An 18,823-nucleotide genomic window follows, 5' to 3' on the forward strand; every position below is an offset into this window, starting at 1 on the left:
AATGGGTGGCAGGCTTCGTCTGGAATCAGTGGCAACCTTGGTCTGGAATACGCAGAAATGGCATTTCTCCGAGCGAATCGTGCTCGATAGATTTGATCGTAGCATGATGGCAGGAATGCTATTGTTTATTTAATTCAACGATGTAGTTTTCTCCGGACCCTAAAGCGTGTCCGATTTCCGGACACTGAAATCCTGACAATTCTGCACTCCCCGACCCGACAAAATTGGATCCAAATGTCCGTTTAGAGTGCCTGGAGGGCACCGATCAAATGTCCTGTTTCCGGACATTGGTTACCTGACAAAGGTGTGCCAAACTTCGGCGCTAATTGGCTTAAAATGCTGATATATCGGGGTTTTGGAGGCTGGTGTTTTTTGCTTTAGGCATTTGATCTTTCAGACTTTTCACCGATTTAGACCGGTTGCTGCCTACCTTCGAAGGCGCACTCCGGAGGCAAAGGTCTCAGGTTCGAATCCTGACGGGCGGGCCATTTTCTCTTCGGAAAATGCCCCTTCTTCGGATTTTCGGCCCTTTTGTTTAAGTCGCTTCGCTCCCAGTTTGCTGGAGGCGTTCATAACGCTGCGATTGTCCATTGGACAACGGGCGCTACTAACCCTCACCACCAGGCGAATCACCGCCGAAATCACATCAATATCGACACCGGTTTAAAAGACCAGGTGCCCTGCCATAGATGCCTACATAGCCCCGACCTAGCCAATCAATCATTTGACACTCTTTTACTATTCACACCAATCTGCACATTGAAACCGTCAATTAATGTGACATGATTCGCATTATGTTTTCAGGCATCCAAAGGGAAGTGAACGATGCGTCCACCACAGCGGGACTACCTCCGTCCTGACCTTATCAGTGTCGAGGAACATTTCGATCTGCGCCGATCCCTCCGGATATCACCCGTAGGACTGCAGGCCGAAGTTTCCTTTGAGTCCTCTCCCCGGCCGGGGGAATGCCATTGCCTAAACCTCAGCCACCACGGTATTGCCTTACTCTGCGACCTGACGGACGTGATCCCGGGGGAAAGAGCCCTCCTGACGCTTTGGAACCGCGCCACGATGCTCAGGGACATGCCGGGGACCGTCATTCGCGTCGAAGTCGCCCAGCGGTTTACCCGGCTTGCCGTCAGCTTTGATGAACAATACGTGGCCAATCCGTCGCTAAAGATACTGACACGCCCCTATTTCCCGGAACCCTTGAAATCTGGCCATGGATAATGGCCCGAATGGGTGCTGACCGGTTTCGTTTGCCTGTGTCCAGGCTATGGCCTTACAGTGCCCAACTGTGACAAACCGAACCCACTGAAAACACCACAAACCCATGACCCAGTCGACAGGGGAGTCCCGACCGTTTGGATCGAGACTGAGAGTGTCACCGACAGACCCTGGAACCTGATCCGGATCATACCGGCGGAGGAAGCGCGACATGATGATCACTCACCTGGCCGCCATTGTGGCGGCACTGTGCCTGTTTGGCTGGCTGGGGCTGCGTGCCCGCAGGACCGCTGACGGCCTTGATGACTATATGACCGCCCGCAACAGTCAGGGCGCCACCACCATCGGCCTCTCTTTCCTGGCCTCCGGCATGGGTGCCTGGATCCTGTTTGCACCGCCAGAGGTGGGCGCGTTTGTCGGCCCGGTCGCCCTTGCCGGCTATGCCCTGGGCGCGGCACTACCGTTTGTTGTCTTCGCCATGCTCGGTCCGCTGATCCGCAGGCAACTGCCCCAGGGGCGCAGTATCAGCGAGTTCGCGGAAAAGCGGTTCGGTAAAGGCATGCGCCGTTGGGTATCGCTGATTTCCGTGCTCTATATGCTCTGCTTCCTGGCGGCGGAGTTGACGGCCATTGGTGCGATTACCGGGCTGCTCTCGGACCTGAACGGCCAGGTCGTGATCATTGCCGTGGCGCTGACCACCCTGATCTACACTACCTGGGGCGGATTACGGGCCAGCCTCGCCACCGACCGCTGGCAGGCGTTGCTGCTGATGGCCTTGCTGGCCGCGGTCCTGTTTGTGGACTGGAAACACCTGCCCGCCGCGGCGCAGTCTGCCGAGATCCCCAGTATTCCCTTCTGGAGTGCGGCCAGTGTGGCCGTCACCCTGGTGCTCGCGGTGACCGCTGCCAACCTTTTCCACCAGGGTTACTGGCAACGGGTATGGGCGGCGCGGGACAGCGCATCCCTCTGGAAGGGTGCCATCCTCGGCGGGGGAACCACCATGGCGGTGGTCGCGGTGGTAGGCGGCCTTGGCATCAGTGCGGCCATGGCGGGGCTTGAACTGGGCACACCGCCGATCCCGTTCTTTGCACTGCTCAGTGAGGCGCCACAATGGCTGGGAGCAGTCGCCCTGGTGCTGGCAGTCACGCTGGTGGCCTCGTCGGTGGACACCCTGCAGAATGGCATCGCCTCCCTGGCGGTGGCCGAGAAGGAGGGGTTGACGCTGACCTCCGCCCGCTGGGTAACAGTGGCCCTGATGGTGCCGGTAATTGCCGTGGCATTGCAGGGGGTATCGGTTCTGCGGCTGTTCCTGATCGCCGATCTGCTGTGCGCGACGGCCATTATTCCAGTGCTGATGGGATTGTGGTCCCGGGTAACGACGAGCGCGGCGATGGGCGGTGTGCTGGCTGGTCTGATCGGTGCAATCCTGCCCGACTGGATCATGACCGGTGGCCTCTCCAAGGCGCTCTATCTCGCCAGTTTTCCCGGTGGTGCGCCAACATTGGCGCCGTTTGCCGGGGCTCTGCTGGCGTCGGGAGGCGTCACGCTGGTATGGACCGCTGTCCACAGTCGCTCCGGGGGTTAATGTCCCCGGAGCGCATCGCTCTCCTCAAGAATGCTTTTCTTCAACAGGTACTTCTGGACCTTGTTGGTGGGCGTGATGGGGAGCGCTTCGATAAACCGGACATACGCGGGCTGCATGTATTTCGGCATCTGTTTTTCGGCATAGGCACGGAGTTCAGGCTCTGACATGTCCTGATCGTCGGAGAGTTCCACAAACACGGCAATATCGTCTTCACTTCCCACCCGGGCAGGTACGGGAACCGCTGCCACCGCCCGGATTTTCGGGTGGGTGTTGAGCACACTTTCCACCTCGAACGACGAAACGTTTTCACCCCGCACCCGGAAGTACCCACCAATTCGATCAACAAACCGATAGGTGCCATCCGCGTCCCGGACGCCGGCATCGCCGGTGTGGAACCAGAGGTTGCGCCAGGCTTTCAGCGTGGCGTCCGGCTTGTTGAGGTACTGCTGCATAATGCCGCCCGGGGTACGGGGGCGGAAGGCAATCTGCCCCACCTCTCCCACAGGTAGTGGGTTGTCATTGTCATCCATGATGGCAACTTCAAGAAACGGATTTGCCAGGCCCATGAATCCTTTCGGTATGGGCCCGGTGCCATCCACCACCATTCCACCGAGATATTCGATGCGTTCGCGCAGTGCCTGCTTGGGCATGCCCCGATACAGCTCCGGCGGCGTGCCATGCTCATCGCCAAACTGGTCAATGATCGCCAGGAAGCCACACCCCGACTCCGTTTGCCCAAAGCCGCAGCTGACAAAGTCGAACCCGAACCGACGGGCGACCTCATGATGGCTCGCCGCCAGCGGCTGCATGTGGACTTTATAGAGCGTGTTGGCACGGTCATCCGGCCGGGCCGGCGCCCCCATGAGCCAGGGCACCATCACATCCATCAGTATGCAGGACGTGGCTCCACAACTGGCGATCCGGTTCCAGAAGTCGTTGGGGCTGAAGCGATTCCAGAGACCGACGGTGTTGCCCTTCCAAAGGGCCCGGATCAGCAGTGCGTATACGCCGCCCACGTGGTAAAGCGGCAAATCGCAGTAAAGGACCTCGTCATCCCCGTCCATATTGCGCAGGGGGAAGGAATACTGATTGATCCAGCGATGCCCCAGTACCACGCCCTTCGCGGGTCCCGTGGTGCCGGAGGTGTAGATAATGGTGGCCGGGTCGTGGGGATCCAGCGGGACATCGGGAATCGCCGTCCCGTTTTCCAGCAGCCGGGAGAGCGGATGACAGGCGGTACGGTTCCATGCCATGCCCAGGTCTTCATTACCTGGACTCTCCGAACCGTAACGCTCCGGGAAGACGACGACATGGTCCAGATCCAGCTCATCTTCGATTTCGGCAAGCGGCTCACCGAAAGACGGATCCGTGATCAGCGCTGCCGGCCCCGTATCGTTGATCTGGTAGCCCAGCAACTGCCCGCGAAGATTGAAGTTATGGGGCGCGTACAGTGCACCGAGCCGCCACGCAGCGAACATCGAGATCGTCGCCACCAGCGAGTTGCTGCTGAGCACACTGACGCGGACACCCTTTGCCACACCCAATGAGGCCAGGCCAGCCGCCAGGGCATCGCTTCGCTGCCGGACCTCCGCAAAGCTCAGGCCAAGGCCGGTCTCGCCGTAGTAGATAAACGTTTTATCCGGCGTCTCGTTGGCCCATTCATCGAGCTTGTGAAGGGCAATATCCCCTTCTTCGAGCATGTGTTTGAAGAGATCGGATCTTTCCATCATTTGTTGTCTCCAATCCTGGATCATGAAGCCCCGGGGAACATCAGACCCCGATAAATCCCGGTGATCTTCGCTCCCGGAAGGCCATGCTGGCTTCCCGGTGGTCCGAGGTAAGGGTGCACAGGACATGGTTCTCGGCCTCGATATCCAGTGTCTCGCTGATTGAAGCCTGCTCGGCCATGCTCACATTCTGCTTGATACAGCCAAAGGACGTGGTCGGACCGTTGGCGAGCCCCATGGCCAGCTCAAACGCCTCTGATTCCAGGTCGCTGGAAGGGACAACGTAGCTCACCAGCCCCATATGGAGCCCCTCCCGGGCGTCAAGGCACGGTGACATCAACAGCAGCTCCCGCGCCTTGGCGCTGCCCAGTAACCGGGTCAGGAAGTAGACACCACCGTAGCCACCGGAGAGACCAAACCGGGCGAAACCGGTGGTAAGGCGGATCGACTCCGCCGCGATCCGGATATCGGATGCCAGGGCCAGGGCCAACCCCGGGCCGCTAACCTGGCCATGCAGGGCCGAAACCACCGGAATGGGAATGTCGTGGATGATACGGGATACCTCCATCAGTCTGCGCAGGGAAGATACCCGATGGGAGAAATCGAAGGCCCACTCGTATTCGTCAGCCATTGCTTCGATGTCCGGGCCGATACAGAAGTGCTCGCCCGCCCCGCGGATCAGAATGGCCCGCACCCGCTCGTCGCTCCGGGCCTGGGATACCGCCTCCAGCAACGCTTCAGCAAGCGCCATGTTGAGCGCGTTTCCCTGCGCTGGCCGGTTAAGGGTGAGAGTGAGCAGCCCCCTGGTGAGTGATGACTGTAGAATGCAGCCCATATCTGGCCCCTTCTTGTTATGGTTTACTCACGGCGTTGAGCCAATCTCAGCCGGGGTTGCTGTCGTGCATAATCCGGCTTGGATCGACGTCCTGGCCACGTAACTTCCTGATGATGCGCATCCCTTCATCCCGGGATGCAAATACGATTTCCCGCAGTAGCCACTCCGCCCGTTCATCCTGACCGGTGGAGATCGCCTCCAGAAGTGCCCGCGAGTTCAACGCCATCTGGTGGCGCCGCTCCCGGGTCAGGTAATCCAGCGGCTGGCTTCCCCATAACACGCCCCAGAGGGAGTGTTTGAACAGGTCCCGCATCATCCGGCGCAGGTGTTCATTGCCACAGTTGGCGGCGACGATGCTGAGCAGTCGCCAGCATGGGGTCACGAAGACGATCGGCTCAACGTCCTGCTGTTCCGCCAATGTCTCCAGTTCCCCGACGACTTCCGCCAGGTGGCCTATGGCTTCCGGTGTACCGCAGCGGGCCATGTAGCGCGCCGCCAGCCCGGCCATTGCAGCCTGGACATTGAAAACATCCGCAATGGTGTCAATGGTCGGCTCAATGACATAAGCGCCCCGGCGCGGCAGTATCTCTAGCAAACCCCGCCGTTCGAGCTCCTGGATCGCGTCCCTTATCGGCCCCCGGCTCACGCCGTAGTAGGACGCCAGTTCCTGTTCCCGGAGGGGATCACCATCCTTGAACTCACCGTCAACGATGCGCCTGGCTATCTGATCGGCAATCTGCTGTGGAACGGTTTTGGTGAGGTTACTGCGTCCTTCCAGTGCCACGTCGTTCATCAAGTCCCCTGTTCTGAAGCGCGATTGTGATCATTAAATATCCAGTCTAGACCAGCCTCACACTTAGTCAACAGTTAATTGTTAACAATTTTAATAGGCAAAAAACGACCTCATGGCGACCTCGGATAACCATTGGCAACGGTTACATTGCCAGGCCATACCGCCTGACCGGTTTACAGTTCGAGCATGTGTTTCGCGATGATATTACGCTGGATCTCGTTGGAACCGCCGTAGATCGACATGCTGCGCCGCCACAGATAGTTATTGGCCGCCGTCGCGGCATGGGCTGGGCCCACCGGTTCTTCCGCGCCCTCGTCCCGGAGGTACCCGGGCTGGAACGGCAAGGCATAGTGCCCGACGGCCTGGGACGTCAGTTCGCTGATCCGCTGGGCGATCTCGGTCCCCCGTATCTTCAGCAGTGACGCCACCGGCCCGGGCGCCTGCCCCGACGCCACCTGGGACAGTACCCGCAACGCCGTCACCTCCAGGGCCTGCAACTGCGCTTCCACTTCGATGACACGGGCATGGAACAGCGGATCCTCAAGCAATGGCCGCTCATCCGAACGCTCCTGGCTCGCAATGGCCTTCAGCCGGCGCATGGCGGCTTTGGTCACGCCAATGGCGGCGTTGTCCACCCGCTCGTGTTCCAGCAGGAACTTGGCGTACGACCATCCCTTGTCCTGCTCACCAATGAGGTTTTCCTTGGGCACTTTGACGTTATCCAGGAAAACCGTGTTGAAGGAGTGCGTGCCTTCCATCATCAGGATGGGCTGTACCTCGATGCCCGGGCTGTTCATGTCGATCAGCAGGAAGGAAATGCCTTCCTGGGGCCGGCCATCGCCACGGGTACGGACCAGACAGAACATCCAGTCCGCGTAATGGGCGTAGGATGTCCAGATCTTCTGCCCGTTGACCAGGTAATGATCCCCACGGTCCTCGGCCTGGGTACTCAACGACGCCAGGTCCGATCCGGACTGTGGTTCCGAGTAACCCTGGCACCACCACACCGTGGAGTCGCGAATTCCCGGCAGGAACCGGTCCTTCTGCTCTTCCGTGCCAAAGGTATAGATGACCGGACCCGCCATGCGGGGCCCGAAGGGCTGGATGATCGGGCAGTCCATCTCTGCGGAGATCACCTCGAACAGGTAACTCTGGATGACATTCCAGCCCGGTCCACCGTATTCCTCCGGCCAGTTAAAAGTGTGCCACCCTTTCTGACCCAGGATCTGCTGCCAGCGCATATAGTCGTCCCGGGACAGGTGCTGATCACGCCTCACCTTGCGGGCGATATCCGCGGGCAGATGCGTCCGGATGAATTCACGTACCTCGTCGGCAAACGCCTGTTGTTCCTGATTCAACCTGAATTCCATGCTCGTTCCTCACTGCTGGTGATCGCATTGCGCAATGCGGTGCAGATGCCAGTCACTGTCGCCAAAGGTGGCGTTGATGGCGGTCAGTCGCTTGAAGTAATGGCCTACAGACAGCTCTTCCGTCACCCCCATGGCGCCATGAAGCTGGACAGCCTCCTGCGCCACGTGGCGGGCGGTACGGGCAATCTCGACCTTGGTCAGCGACAGCGCCCGTTTGCGGGCAACAGGATCGGGCTCCTCCATCATCATGGCGCCATAGAGCGCGATGGATCTCGTCTCCTCCTGGGCAATGAACATATCCACCATGCGATGTTGCAGGGCCTGATTGGCGCCAAGGGGTCTACCGAATTGCGTGCGATTGCGCAGATACTCCAGGGTGGCCTGGCAAAGCGCGGATACGGCGCCTGCGGCTTCAGACGCCACACAGGCTATGGCCAGATCCAGCATGTACTCGATTTCGGGCAACGCCTCGCCCCGGGGCCCCAACAGGGCACTGGCCGGCAGTCGCACACTGCTAAAGTGCATATCCACGGCACCCAGGCCATCATTGGTCTGATAATCCCGCCGCTCGATACCTGGCAACTCCCGGTCCACCAGCACCAGACTGAGCCCGTCCGGCGACTTCCGGTCGCCACTACTGCGGGCCACCACAACAGTCATGTCCGCATGCTGACCGCCCAGGACCAGGGATTTACCCCCTTCCAGAACCATGCCATCGTCCCGAACCTCAAGACGGGTCGCACAATCGTCCAGTTGATATCGCGCCTGGGGCTCGGTGAACGCCACCGCCATTTGCAGTTGCCCCTCGGCGAGCGGTCCCAGGTACCGGGCTTTCTGTTCATCGGTTCCCAGCCTGGCGATCAGGACCGACGCCAGCACGGTCGGCAAATAGGGCTCAAGCGCCAGGGCCTGTCCCAGCCCTTCCATGACAATCGCGGTGTCCGCCACCGAGCCTCCGATACCGCCATCTTCTTCCGGTAACGAGATTGTCAGCCAGCCCAGCTCGGCCATCTGCTGCCATAACTCCCGGGAGAAACCACGGCCATCGGCCAGGCGTTTCTGCCGGTCGGGAAAGGCATAGTGCTGGCGCACGAAACGCTCGACACTTTCACGGAGCATCTGCTGCTCTTCGCTGTAGTTAAGATCCATTACACGCCCCTCCAGTCGCCCGTTCCAAGATAGAACCGCACACCGCCCACCAGGACACCCCCGTCGACCAGCGGCAGGTCGTTCCGGCGGCAACGTTCCCTCACCACCTCCGCATCGGGAACCAGGAGGTCGATGCCTCCCAGCCCCTCCCCGCGACCATCCCGGGCCTGGACAAACCGCAGGCGGGCATTGTCAAGCTCGATACTGAAGCCGGATTTGCCGGCCACAACCGGCCTCTCCAGGATATCCCCCCACCGTTTGGCCAACGCTTCCGGCGCATCGCTCTGGAGTTCGGCGCCCACCACCGCCGTGACAACATCGGTGCGAACGTGGGACTGCCAGTCCGGGCCGGCGGGGTGATAAGCACCCTCAAGGGAGCCGCCTTTACCAGTCTGATTGATTTCCAGCAACGCTCCGCCGGTGTCCCCGGGGTGCAGCTGCAGGCCCCGGTACTCATCCACCTCCAGGGTGGCCGCGATACGGATACCAAGCGTGTTCATGCGGGCCTCCCATTGATGGATCTCGTCCGTGTCGTGAATCACCATGTAGCCACCATCCCCATTGCGGCGCTGGAGATACCGCCCTGCAGCGGTCCCCTCTTCCACCGGGGCTACCACCTCAATGAACGAGTGCCCGATCGGTAGCAGCGCATTTTCCAGACCAAACTGCCCAACACCCGGATCACGGTGACACACCTCGATACCAAAGACCGACCGCAGATCTTCAACGACCGGCTCAAGCTTCCCGGCCACCAGGCACAGTTGACGCAGTCTCAGGAACATCGCTTCTTCTCCTCTTCTCATGGGCCCCGGGCCCGCCGGCGGCAAGGTCGACAGCACCACTCGCCGTCAGCCCTTCCCAACACCTGGGGTGGGGTGTCATGTCGTTTAATTTTATTTTTTATAAAATATATACTATACCTTATAGCACCCTTGGCGAACTTGTCCAAGAACAATCCGGGTCGGGTATCGGTCTACGACTTGCCATAACAACAAGCATCTGCCCCTCACAGAAGACGCATTCCGGTGACGCCTGTCACCAGGATCCTCAAGGGGCCTGAAAGGAGGACGCACAATGCACGGGTCCAGCTTTTACGCGGCACTGGCCGCCACCATTTTCATGGGTACGGGCACGGCGGCCATGGCGGAACAGATCCGCTATGCCGTCGGCGCCCCGCCAACGGCGCCTCAGGTCCAGTCGATCGAGAAGTACGCGGCGGCGGTCGAGGACAACACCAATGACGAACTCAGCATGAAAATCTACGCCCTCTCCCTGCTCAGCTTCGCGGAGATGTCCGATGGTATCCGGGACGGCATGGCCGATGCCGGCTGGGTGCTGACGCCATACCATTCAACGGAATACCCGCACACCAATTTCGTGGCTGAAAGCTCCATGATGCTGGAACCCTTATCCGGCCAATCGGCAGGCAAGGAAGGATGGGCGTTCGGGGGCGCGCTGACAGAATATATCCTCCATGACTGTCCACGGTGCCTGGAGGAGTTTGCTGCCCAGAATCAGGTACCCACGGCGATCGTTGGTGGCACCTGGTACGGCCTGATCTGCACGTCACCCGTGAAATCCCTGGCGGATCTGGACGGAGCGCGTATCCGGACCGGTGCGGCAAACCAGGCGCGGTGGGCTGAAGCCCTGAACGCGGTTCCCGTACAGATGTCCGCCAATGAAATGCACGAGGCCCTGGATCGAAACGTCGTTGACTGTTCCGCCCTGGCCGTCTCGGACATACAGAATTACGGCGTTGAAGAGACCGTCACCGATATCACTCCCGCCGTTCCCGGTGGCCTGTTCCCCTCTTCGGTCTTCCAGTACAACCGTGACAAATGGAGCAGTTTCTCCACCGGGCAGCGTGAGGCCCTGTTAAGAGCCGCGGCGACCGGCGCTGCCGCCATTCTGACCCGGTACAGAAGCGATCTGAAAGAGGCCCAGAGCCTTATGGCGGAACTTGGCGCCTCCTTCCATCAGGCGGATGACGAGGTCCTGGAGGCGACCGATGCCTTTATCGAGCAGGACATCAAGGACGCGGCCGACGTCTACGCACAGGAACACGGTAATGAAAACGGGGAACAGATACTCAACGATTTCCGGCAGCGGCTGAGTAAATGGCGGGGGCTGGTTCAGGATGTTGAAAGCGAGGAAGCCCTGGCGAAGCTCTACTGGAAAGAGATCTTCTCCAGAGTCGACCCGGAAACCTACGGTGTGAAATAGGAAGGCTGTGATCGAAGGGAGCCAGGTTGCCACCTGCTCCCTTCCGAGCCAAAGCTATCGATTTTGCGGGCCGTCAATAAAGAGCCGCCACCAGGTCATAGTCCGCCGACCTTGTCGAACGGTACCTCTCAAGATGCTGTCGCGCATCGCCCCACGCCAGGTCCAGGGCCGTCACCTTCCGGAAATAGTGACTGATGGCTGCCTCGTCTGTTACCCCAATACCGCCATGTAGTTGCACCGCCTCGCTGACAAGGTAACGGGCACACCCAAGGATTTTGCTCCGAATGCCAGAGATAAAGGTACCGCGCTCCCCCTGGGGCAGGCGGTCCATTCCGGAGGACAGCAGCTGGAGCATGGCCCGGGAATACTCAAGCTCGATGGCCATATTCGCCAGACGGTGCTGTATCGCCTGGAAGGACGCGATCGCCTGGCCGAACTGCTTTCGGGTCTGGGTGTAGTCCACGGTCAGTTCAAGGGCGGCACTCATCGCTCCAACGGCCTCAGCGCAGGTTAGCGCCGCAGCCTGGTCCAGCCCGGCCTGTACCATGGCCAGCCCGTCCCCGGCGTTGCCGACAAGCGACTCACGGCCAACGTCCACCTCGTTGAAGCGGATATCCGCAGCCCTCTGCCCATCCAGGGTCTGGTACACAACCGATTCAATACCGGCCGTATCCTTTGGAACCAGAAAGACGGATGGCCCGTCTTCCGTCGCGGCCGACACCAGCAGCGTCTCGGCCATTGGGGCGGCCAGCACCGTCGACTTTCGACCGTTCAGCCTCCAGCCCGCACCGGTTTTCGAGGCACGGACAGTGACCGGTGAGGAGTCAAATCGCTGACCCGGCTCCGTCCAGGCCAGCGCCAGCAACTGCTCGCCACTCATCAGCCCGGCAAACACATCGGCAAATCTCTCGCGCTCGCCGGAGGCCGCCAACACAGCACCCGGCGCCAGTACGCCGCTGACCAGTGGTTCCACCACAAGCCCGTGGCCAAACTGCTCGAGAATCAGGAAGGGCTCCTTCCCGGACTGGGCATAGCCCTGCCAGTCCTCGGGAAAGCACGCACCGATCAGGCCCAGATCCGCCACCTGGCGCCAGAACTCCCGGTCCATGGACTGATGCTCCCGGACCGTCCGGCGATAGTGCTCGAAGGTATATTCCCTGGAGACAAAGCGTTCAACGCTTGCCTGGAGCTGGGACTCGTCCTCTGTAAGCGCCAGGCCTGAGGTGCCCGTATCATCGTTCATAGGTTCAGCCCCCGCTTGGCAATAATGTTGTACTGGATCTCGTTAGTCCCGCCGTAGATGGAGACCGCCCGACGGATCAGGTACTGGGACATGGCGCCCGGAGACAGGTCGAGGCCATAACCACCCGACTCATGCGTCCCGGAGCCAAACAGCGGCAGGGCATGGGGCCCCAGCGCTTCAACCCAGAGGGACGAGATACGTTGCTGGAGTCCCGCCCCGCGCGCCTTGATCATGGACGCGGCCGCATTGGGGTCGATGCGATAGGCGCCCTCGATAATGCGGTACACCATCATTTCATGGGCGGCGAGATCGATCTCCGTCCGGGCCACCTCCAGGTCCAGCGTAGCGTCATGGGTCAGGTAATCATCACCCTCCCTGAGCTGGCCCAGCAGCTCTCGAAGGCGCCTCAGGTCCCGTTTGGACTGGGGAAGATAGGCACTGGCGGTGCGTTCGTTCGCCAGCAGGAACTTGGAGTACTGCCAGCCATGGTTCTCTTCCCCCACCAGGTTCTCGACCGGAACCTTAACGTCTTCCAGGAAGACCTCATTCACATAGTGGGACATATCCTGGGTAATAATCGGCCGTACGGTAACCCCCGGGCTGTTCATATCGATCAGCAGCATGCTGATACCACCCTGGTTGCTGCCGCTGCTATCGGTCCTGACCAGGCAGAACATCATATCCGCGTACTGTGCTTCACTGGTCCAGATTTTCTGACCATTGACCACGTAGTGCTCGCCATCCGATACGGCCGTTGTTCTTAGCGAGGCCAGGTCAGAGCCCGAATTCGGTTCCGAGTACCCCTGGCACCAGAACTGGGACCCATCCAGAATGGCCGGCAGATACCGCGCCTTCTGTTCTTCACTGCCAAAGGTGTAAATGACCGGCCCGATCAGGTGCAGGCCGAAAGGACTCAGGCCCGGAGCCTCGGCATTGGCCATCTCTATCTCGAATACCATTCGCTTCAAGGGTGACCAGCCCGCGCCTCCGTATTCCCTGGGCCAGCCCGGGGCGGACCAGCCCCGCTCATGCAGGATGGCCGTCCACCGCCGCATGTCTTCCTTCGTCGGATGAAAACCCTGCCTGGTACGCTCTTTCATATCATCGGGAAGCTTTTCCGCAACGAACTCGCGGATCTCCTCCCTGAATGGCTGGTATTCGGATAAAAAACTGTCGGGCATGAAGCCTCCGTTCTTTTCTTGTTCTGTCTTTGTTCCCAAGCCTGGTTTCCTGTGGCAACAGGCACCTAGCGCCCTGAGAACCTCGGCTCCCTTTTTTCCAGGAAATGCGCAACACCTTCCTTGAAGTCCTCGCAGGAGAACGACTTCACCATTTCCCGGTCCGCCATCTCCCAGGATTCGGAAAGATCCTGGAACAGGGAGTCGAAGACCTGCCGTTTCATGACCCGGATGGATCTCGGAGAGGACTCGGTCACCAGCTGTGCCGCCCAGCTCTGCACTTTCTCCAGGAAGCCCTCTTCCGGTAGCTTCCGGACCAGTCCCATCTGTTCCGCTTCCGTGGCGTCAACGGAACGTCCCGAGTAGAGAAGGTCCAGCGCGTTCATGGGGCCCACCAGACGCGGCAGCATCCAGGCAATGCCATGCTCCGCCACCAGTCCGCGCCGGGAGAAGGCGGTGGTCAGCTTGGTATGGTCCGCCATGAACCGCATATCGCAGAACAATGTCATGCACAGGCCCATGCCGGCGCAGGGGCCGTTAATGGCCGCCACAACAGGTTTGGTGACCCGAAGCAGATAGCTGAACCGCTGCTGGTAGTTCCGCTCGACCGGGTCGCTGTTGGCATTGCCAGAGCCAGACTCCGACGATGGGTCTGCGTCATTATCCCGGGTCATGGCGGAACTCAGCAGGTTCATGTCGGCGCCCGCACAGAAGCCACGCCCTTCCCCCGTAATGATGATGATCCGGATCTCTTCATTGGCATCGGCGGACTCCATGGCGGTTCGCACCTCCGCTTCCATGGTTGTGGTCCAGGCGTTCAGCTTGTCGGGGCGGTTCAGGGCGATGGTTGCCACATGACCGTCCTGGCGGTAGTTAATCTCTTCAAAGTTCATCGTGCATGTCCTTCAAAAGCGGGAAAACGGGGAGGGAACATCGGAAGCGGCCGGCCTACCGGTTACGAAACACCGGCGTTCGCTTCTCCACGAAGGCACTGGCCGCCTCATGATGGTCGTCGGTCTCGCCGCAGCGTATGTGACGAATCGACTCGTGGTCCAGCAGCTGCGCGAGCGTCGCACCCTGCTCGACAAAGTTGAGGTTGGCCTTGATGTGACCCTGGGTGATACCAGGACCTTCAGCAAGCCTGGTGGCCAGCTTGCTGGTTTCCGCCTGGAGCTCGTCGTCCGGCACCACACGGTTGACCAAACCCAGCTCCTTCGCCTCGTCCGCCTTGATTACCGGCGACAGCAGCGCGAATTCTCGGGCCCGGTGGCCAAGCCGATGGACCAGGAAATAGGTACTTCCGAAATCTCCGGAGAGGGCGACATTGATGAACGCCGACGTCATCTTCAGCGTATCGGAGGCGATAGTCAGGTCACAGGCCAGGGCCAGGGACAGGCCAGCTCCGGCAACCGCCCCCCGGGTCATCGCGATGGTGGGCTTGGGCATTTCATACAGCAACCGGGCGCTTTCCACACCCAGCCTCAGTTGCTGGGCCCTCGCTTCCAGGGGCGCCGGTTCAACGTCCTCCTCCGCCATCGACTGGACATCACCGCCCGCACAGAAGCCCCGGCCCGCCCCGAGCAGAACCACGACCCGGACCTCTTCGTTGACCGAAGCCCTTTCCAGCGATGTGCGTAACCCGCTGATCATGGTGGTGGTCAGTGCATTGAGTTTCTCGGGACGGTTCAGCGTAATCCAGAGAATGCCATTCTCGAGATGTTCGACGAGTTCATCCGTGGCCATAACGGTCTACCTTTTATTGTGATTGATAGGGAGATTCAGGGTCAGTCCCGGGGTTTCCGATGACAAGGGACACGACGGTCGCTGTGCGCGGAGACAGTCATTTATCCTTCATTTTTTATAAAATATATAATATATTGTGTCAAGGTAACCGCTTTATAAATATCAGGGGCGCTCGTATAGTTAGCGATTGGCCAGAAAGGCAGTACCCGGAAACTGGCGGATAATCCCTGGAGCTAGGAGCTGACTGGAACCATGTTTATCAATAATGAGGAAGGCGTCCGATCCGAAAGCCTGACTCTGCAGGCATACCGGTATTTCCGCCATGCGCTTATGAGCGGTCGGTTCAGGCCGGGCGATAAAATAAAGCTCAAGGAAATCGCGGATGAACTGGGCATCAGCCAGACACCTGTCCGGGAAGCGCTTGGCCGTCTGGTATCGGAACAGATCCTCTCCCAGGTGGACCGTCGTTCTGTCCAGGTCCCCCGCCTGTCACCGGAACGCTACACCGAAATAAGGGATCTGTGCTGGACCCTGGAAGGGCAGGCCGCCAGCCGCGCGGCAACGCTGGCGTCCGCATCGGACGTCCAGCAGCTCAAGGTGTTGCACGAGCAGTACCGTCAGGCCTGCGAGGCCGACGACCAGGCCAGGGCGACGGTGGCCAACGCCAACCTCCACCTGTTCCTGTGTGAGCTGGCTGACATGCCCATGCTCTCGCGGATCGTCCGCAACCTGTGGCTGCAATCCGGGCCGGTCATGAACGCCATTGCCGGCGACTTATCCATCACCGCAGGGTCGCCCCATCCCCATCTTGACATTATCCGGGGCCTGGAAAGCCGTGACCCGGAGCTCGCAAAAAAAGCCATCCAGGCAGACATCATTGCCCTTTCCGATCCGATCATCAGAGGTCTGGGCGGACAGCCATCCGCCGAGGAACTCGCTGTGCAGTAACGACCGGGCATAACGCAGTGCCCCGATTCAGGAGCTTCAATGAACCATCAGCACAACGATTCAGCAGCCGTTATTGTTGATCCGCTTCCGGCACACCGGATCGACACCGGAGCACTTACCGACTGGCTGCGGCGGGAAGCGCCTGAAGTGGGCGCCGGTCTGACGGTGCAGCAGTTCCAGGGCGGGATGTCGAACCCGACCTACCTGCTCACCAATGCCACGGGAACCCGCTACGTTCTGCGGAAAAAACCTCCCGGGGACCTGCTGCCTAAGGCCCATGCCGTCGATCGCGAATACCGGGTCATGCAGGCCCTCGGCGATACCGATGTGCCGGTGCCCGGGATGGTGGCCTATTGCGACGACCCCGACGTCATCGGGGCGGAGTTTTTTGTGATGCGCCATGTTGAAGGCCGGATCATTCCGTCCGACGATATGGACTCGGTATCACCGAATGAGCGGCCAGCCCTGTCGCGTTCACTGATCGACACGCTGGCGTCATTGCACCGCGTGGATTGGCACCAGGCCGGCCTGGCGTCCTATGGCCGCCCGGAGGGTTATCTGGCCCGCCAGACTTCCCGCTGGTCATCCCAGTACGAAGCGGCCAAAAGTGATCTGCCAACAGACTTTGACTACTCGGAAATGGACTGGCTGCGGGACTGGCTGATGGATCACAGCCAGGTTCCCGATGAGAGCGCGATCGTGCACGGGGACTACCGGATCGGAAACACCATCGTTCACCCCGAGAAGCCCGAAGTCATCGCCGTTCTCGACTGGGAACTGTCAACCATTGGCCATCCCATCGCCGACCTTGCCTACCTGTGCCTGCATTATCATCTGCCCGGCGATTTGGGCGGCACCGCTGACCGGCCCCGGTCGGGGCTGCCAACGGAAGAGGAAATGCTTGCCCGTTACTGCGAGCAGACCGGACGCCCGGGGATTCCTGACTGGACGGTATTCCTTGCCTTCGCGTTCTTCCGGGGGGCCGCCATCGGCCAGGGAGTGGCCGCCCGGGCGGCCCGGGGCAATGTCAGCACGGGAAGCGCGGACCCCGCAACCGTCGGTGCCCGGGCCCGTCGGCTGGCAGAGACGGGCGCCCGCATCGCACGCGGCCTTTAACAGGTTCCGGCGGGGCCCGCAGCCATCTCAGTCCTTCAGTAACCGCCGCAACACTTTGCCCGCCCCAGTCGCGGGAAGTGAGTCCCGGAACTCAATCATCCGTGGGTACTTGTAGGCGGCCATGTTGTCCTTCGCCCAGTCGATCAGTGCCTGCTCCGTGATGCCATCGGCATGGGCTGGATGGGGCACCACCACCAGCTTGACGGTTTCGCCCCGCTTCTCATCCGGTACACCTATGGCGGCACACTGCGCGATGGCCGGGTGGCGCAACATCAGGGCTTCCACGTCCTCCGGGAACACGCTGTAGCCGGAGCACTTGATCATTTCCTTGATGCGGCCGGTGAAGAACAGGTAGCCATCCTCGTCGAAATAGCCCACGTCACCAGTGTGGACCCAGCCGTCCCGCAGGGTTTCCGCAGTGGCGTCCGGGCGTTTCCAGTAGCCCTTGAACACACCCTGGTTGCGAATGACGATCTGACCACTCTCGCCGTCGGGCAGGGGCTCCCCGGATTCGATATCCAGGATGCGGATCTCGTTCTCCGGCATGGGAATGCCGCAACTGCCCCACTTGATCCGCTCCTTGGGCATGAAGGTGTCCGAGGTATGGGTCTCACTGAGGCCAAAGGCCGCCTCGTGGATCTGGCAGCCGGTCAGGGCTTTCCATTCCTCCGCCAGCTGTTCCGTGACCGGTATGCCAAAGCTGGTGGCGGGATTATTGCGGATGCAGCGCAGGTCCCGCTGTTCGATACCCGGCATATCCAGGATGGCCCTCAGCATGGGGGCAATGCTGTACCACATGTCGCAGCGGTACACCTCAAAGGCGCTGACGACGGTTTCCGGATCAAACCGGGGCAGGATCACCGTGGTCCGCCGGGTATAGACTGGCATGTAGACACCGGAGTTCATGCCGGCAATATGGCAGAAGGGGGCAATGGCCAGCGAGCAGCCGTCGGGTTCAACCTGGTTGGCCATCATGGACGCCGCCGTCTTGTACAGCGCACTGCCGAAGGTGAGCATGGCGCCCTTGGGGCGTCCGGTGGTGCCGGAGGTGAAGGTCATCAGGGAGATATCGTTCCACAGGTCGACGGGCTCAGGCTCCGCCAGTGGCTGATAGTCCTCCAGGATGGTTGAGAGGTCCACCGCCCCACCCCCAACAGGATACCGTTCCCTCAGGAAGTCCGGCACCGCCAGGGTGGGCTCGGCCGGCAGGTAATCGGCGTAGGCGGCCGAGACCACAATCTCCAGCCCGGGCACATTGGGCTGCACGCGCTGCACTGTCGCCAGCAGGTCCTCACCCACAATCACCGCACGGGTTTCGGCGTTACTGAGCTGGTATTCCACCTCCGCATCCTTGTACTGCGGGTTCAGCGGCGACACGATGGCCCCGAGCATCTGCACCGCGTAGTGGGCCATGGGATACTGGGGGCAGTTCTGCAGGTAGAGCCCCACCCGATCCCCCTTACCCACGCCCTGCTCCTTCAGGAAGGCCGCCAGTTTGCGGACGGATTGCCCCAGCTCCTGCCAGGTCACCTCCCGCCCATAGAAAATATAGGCCGGCCGATCCGGAATCTGGCGCTCGTTATCAAACAGGTAGTCGTGGATGGGCTTCTCGCCGGCGCGATAATCCACCTCCCGGGGCAATCCGGGAGGCCAGTAACCTTTATGTGTTGATGCGTTGGTCATGGG

At 60.5% G+C, this 18,823-nt stretch carries 16 protein-coding genes and 1 riboswitch; of the genes, 5 read left to right on the plus strand and 11 right to left on the minus strand.

Annotated elements, in window-relative coordinates; all coding sequences use genetic code 11:
- Nucleotides 1-825: 825 nt before the first annotated feature.
- Complete coding sequence (locus RO069_RS22145) at nt 826-1,230, plus strand: PilZ domain-containing protein (RefSeq protein ID WP_442915377.1); 405 nt, start codon at nt 826-828, stop codon at nt 1,228-1,230.
- A gap of 107 nt (nt 1,231-1,337) precedes the next feature.
- Nucleotides 1,338-1,449, plus strand: a riboswitch (TPP riboswitch).
- Nucleotides 1,439-2,812, plus strand: coding sequence for a sodium:solute symporter family transporter (locus RO069_RS14925; RefSeq protein ID WP_328188573.1), 1,374 nt, complete (start codon nt 1,439-1,441; stop codon nt 2,810-2,812). (Overlaps the previous riboswitch by 11 nt.)
- Here the strand turns inward: RO069_RS14925 and RO069_RS14930 are convergent.
- From RO069_RS14930 to RO069_RS14955, 6 genes are all read right to left on the minus strand, one after another.
- Entirely contained in the window at nt 2,809-4,542 is a 1,734-nt protein-coding gene (locus tag RO069_RS14930) for an AMP-binding protein (protein WP_328188575.1), read from the minus strand. The genes RO069_RS14925 and RO069_RS14930 overlap by 4 nt on opposite strands.
- Nucleotides 4,543-4,582: 40 nt before the next feature.
- Complete coding sequence (locus RO069_RS14935; RefSeq protein WP_328188577.1) at nt 4,583-5,374, minus strand: enoyl-CoA hydratase-related protein; 792 nt, start codon at nt 5,372-5,374, stop codon at nt 4,583-4,585.
- A gap of 46 nt (nt 5,375-5,420) precedes the next feature.
- Nucleotides 5,421-6,167 (minus strand): GntR family transcriptional regulator, encoded by a 747-nt coding sequence (locus tag RO069_RS14940; RefSeq protein ID WP_328188579.1) that lies wholly within the window; start codon nt 6,165-6,167, stop codon nt 5,421-5,423.
- Between the two features lie 173 nt (nt 6,168-6,340).
- Complete coding sequence (locus tag RO069_RS14945; RefSeq protein ID WP_328188580.1) at nt 6,341-7,537, minus strand: acyl-CoA dehydrogenase family protein; 1,197 nt, start codon at nt 7,535-7,537, stop codon at nt 6,341-6,343.
- A 9-nt stretch (nt 7,538-7,546) separates the two neighbouring features.
- Complete coding sequence (locus tag RO069_RS14950; protein ID WP_328188582.1) at nt 7,547-8,686, minus strand: acyl-CoA dehydrogenase family protein; 1,140 nt, start codon at nt 8,684-8,686, stop codon at nt 7,547-7,549.
- The gene (locus tag RO069_RS14955) at nt 8,686-9,468 is read right to left on the minus strand and encodes a VOC family protein (protein WP_328188584.1); all 783 of its coding nucleotides are present in this window, start codon (nt 9,466-9,468) and stop codon (nt 8,686-8,688) included. Before RO069_RS14955 ends, RO069_RS14950 begins: the two co-directional genes overlap by 1 nt.
- A gap of 292 nt (nt 9,469-9,760) precedes the next feature.
- Here RO069_RS14955 and RO069_RS14960 point away from each other — a divergent pair, with 292 nt between their 5' ends.
- Nucleotides 9,761-10,909: a C4-dicarboxylate TRAP transporter substrate-binding protein gene (locus RO069_RS14960; protein WP_328188586.1), complete on the plus strand. Its 1,149-nt coding sequence runs from the start codon at nt 9,761-9,763 to the stop codon at nt 10,907-10,909.
- A 73-nt stretch (nt 10,910-10,982) separates the two neighbouring features.
- Here the strand turns inward: RO069_RS14960 and RO069_RS14965 are convergent, their stop codons facing one another.
- The 4 genes from RO069_RS14965 to RO069_RS14980 all read right to left on the minus strand — a co-directional run bounded on the left by RO069_RS14965 (nt 10,983) and on the right by RO069_RS14980 (nt 15,073).
- Nucleotides 10,983-12,152: an acyl-CoA dehydrogenase family protein gene (locus RO069_RS14965; RefSeq protein WP_328188587.1), complete on the minus strand. Its 1,170-nt coding sequence runs from the start codon at nt 12,150-12,152 to the stop codon at nt 10,983-10,985.
- Nucleotides 12,149-13,333: an acyl-CoA dehydrogenase family protein gene (locus tag RO069_RS14970; protein ID WP_328188589.1), complete on the minus strand. Its 1,185-nt coding sequence runs from the start codon at nt 13,331-13,333 to the stop codon at nt 12,149-12,151. Before RO069_RS14970 ends, RO069_RS14965 begins: the two co-directional genes overlap by 4 nt.
- 65 nt (nt 13,334-13,398) lie before the next feature.
- On the minus strand, nt 13,399-14,223 hold the full coding sequence (locus RO069_RS14975; RefSeq protein ID WP_328188590.1) for an enoyl-CoA hydratase: 825 nt from the start codon (nt 14,221-14,223) through the stop codon (nt 13,399-13,401).
- Between the two features lie 55 nt (nt 14,224-14,278).
- On the minus strand, nt 14,279-15,073 hold the full coding sequence (locus RO069_RS14980; protein WP_328188591.1) for an enoyl-CoA hydratase: 795 nt from the start codon (nt 15,071-15,073) through the stop codon (nt 14,279-14,281).
- A 252-nt stretch (nt 15,074-15,325) separates the two neighbouring features.
- Here RO069_RS14980 and RO069_RS14985 point away from each other — a divergent pair, with 252 nt between their 5' ends.
- Together RO069_RS14985 and RO069_RS14990 are read left to right on the plus strand one after the other, a co-directional pair.
- Entirely contained in the window at nt 15,326-16,021 is a 696-nt protein-coding gene (locus RO069_RS14985) for a GntR family transcriptional regulator (protein ID WP_328188593.1), read from the plus strand.
- Between the two features lie 39 nt (nt 16,022-16,060).
- A complete protein-coding gene (locus RO069_RS14990) occupies nt 16,061-17,137 on the plus strand; it encodes a phosphotransferase family protein (RefSeq protein WP_328188595.1) in 1,077 nt (358 codons plus the stop codon).
- 27 nt (nt 17,138-17,164) lie between these two features.
- Here RO069_RS14990 and RO069_RS14995 read toward each other — a convergent pair whose 3' ends face one another.
- Complete coding sequence (locus RO069_RS14995) at nt 17,165-18,820, minus strand: AMP-binding protein (RefSeq protein ID WP_328188596.1); 1,656 nt, start codon at nt 18,818-18,820, stop codon at nt 17,165-17,167.
- Nucleotides 18,821-18,823: the final 3 nt, after the last annotated feature.

It is taken from the genome of Marinobacter sp. OP 3.4, assembly GCF_036224885.1.
In the GTDB taxonomy this organism is placed as follows: Bacteria; Pseudomonadota; Gammaproteobacteria; order Pseudomonadales; family Oleiphilaceae; genus Marinobacter.

What these genes read in the sequence shown, in the direction of transcription:
- RO069_RS14935 (WP_328188577.1), bottom strand. Translation starts at nt 5,374, where the DNA reads ATGGGCTGCATTCTACAGTCATCACTCACCAGGGGGCTGCTCACTCTC.
- RO069_RS14970 (WP_328188589.1), bottom strand. Translation starts at nt 13,333, where the DNA reads ATGCCCGACAGTTTTTTATCCGAATACCAGCCATTCAGGGAGGAGATC.
- RO069_RS14960 (WP_328188586.1), top strand. Translation starts at nt 9,761, where the DNA reads ATGCACGGGTCCAGCTTTTACGCGGCACTGGCCGCCACCATTTTCATG.
- RO069_RS14985 (WP_328188593.1), top strand. Translation starts at nt 15,326, where the DNA reads ATGTTTATCAATAATGAGGAAGGCGTCCGATCCGAAAGCCTGACTCTG.
- RO069_RS14975 (WP_328188590.1), bottom strand. Translation starts at nt 14,223, where the DNA reads ATGAACTTTGAAGAGATTAACTACCGCCAGGACGGTCATGTGGCAACC.
- RO069_RS14925 (WP_328188573.1), top strand. Translation starts at nt 1,439, where the DNA reads ATGATGATCACTCACCTGGCCGCCATTGTGGCGGCACTGTGCCTGTTT.
- RO069_RS14990 (WP_328188595.1), top strand. Translation starts at nt 16,061, where the DNA reads ATGAACCATCAGCACAACGATTCAGCAGCCGTTATTGTTGATCCGCTT.
- RO069_RS22145 (WP_442915377.1), top strand. Translation starts at nt 826, where the DNA reads ATGCGTCCACCACAGCGGGACTACCTCCGTCCTGACCTTATCAGTGTC.
- RO069_RS14980 (WP_328188591.1), bottom strand. Translation starts at nt 15,073, where the DNA reads ATGGCCACGGATGAACTCGTCGAACATCTCGAGAATGGCATTCTCTGG.
- RO069_RS14965 (WP_328188587.1), bottom strand. Translation starts at nt 12,152, where the DNA reads ATGAACGATGATACGGGCACCTCAGGCCTGGCGCTTACAGAGGACGAG.
- RO069_RS14945 (WP_328188580.1), bottom strand. Translation starts at nt 7,537, where the DNA reads ATGGAATTCAGGTTGAATCAGGAACAACAGGCGTTTGCCGACGAGGTA.
- RO069_RS14930 (WP_328188575.1), bottom strand. Translation starts at nt 4,542, where the DNA reads ATGATGGAAAGATCCGATCTCTTCAAACACATGCTCGAAGAAGGGGAT.
- RO069_RS14950 (WP_328188582.1), bottom strand. Translation starts at nt 8,686, where the DNA reads ATGGATCTTAACTACAGCGAAGAGCAGCAGATGCTCCGTGAAAGTGTC.
- RO069_RS14995 (WP_328188596.1), bottom strand. Translation starts at nt 18,820, where the DNA reads ATGACCAACGCATCAACACATAAAGGTTACTGGCCTCCCGGATTGCCC.
- RO069_RS14955 (WP_328188584.1), bottom strand. Translation starts at nt 9,468, where the DNA reads ATGTTCCTGAGACTGCGTCAACTGTGCCTGGTGGCCGGGAAGCTTGAG.
- RO069_RS14940 (WP_328188579.1), bottom strand. Translation starts at nt 6,167, where the DNA reads ATGAACGACGTGGCACTGGAAGGACGCAGTAACCTCACCAAAACCGTT.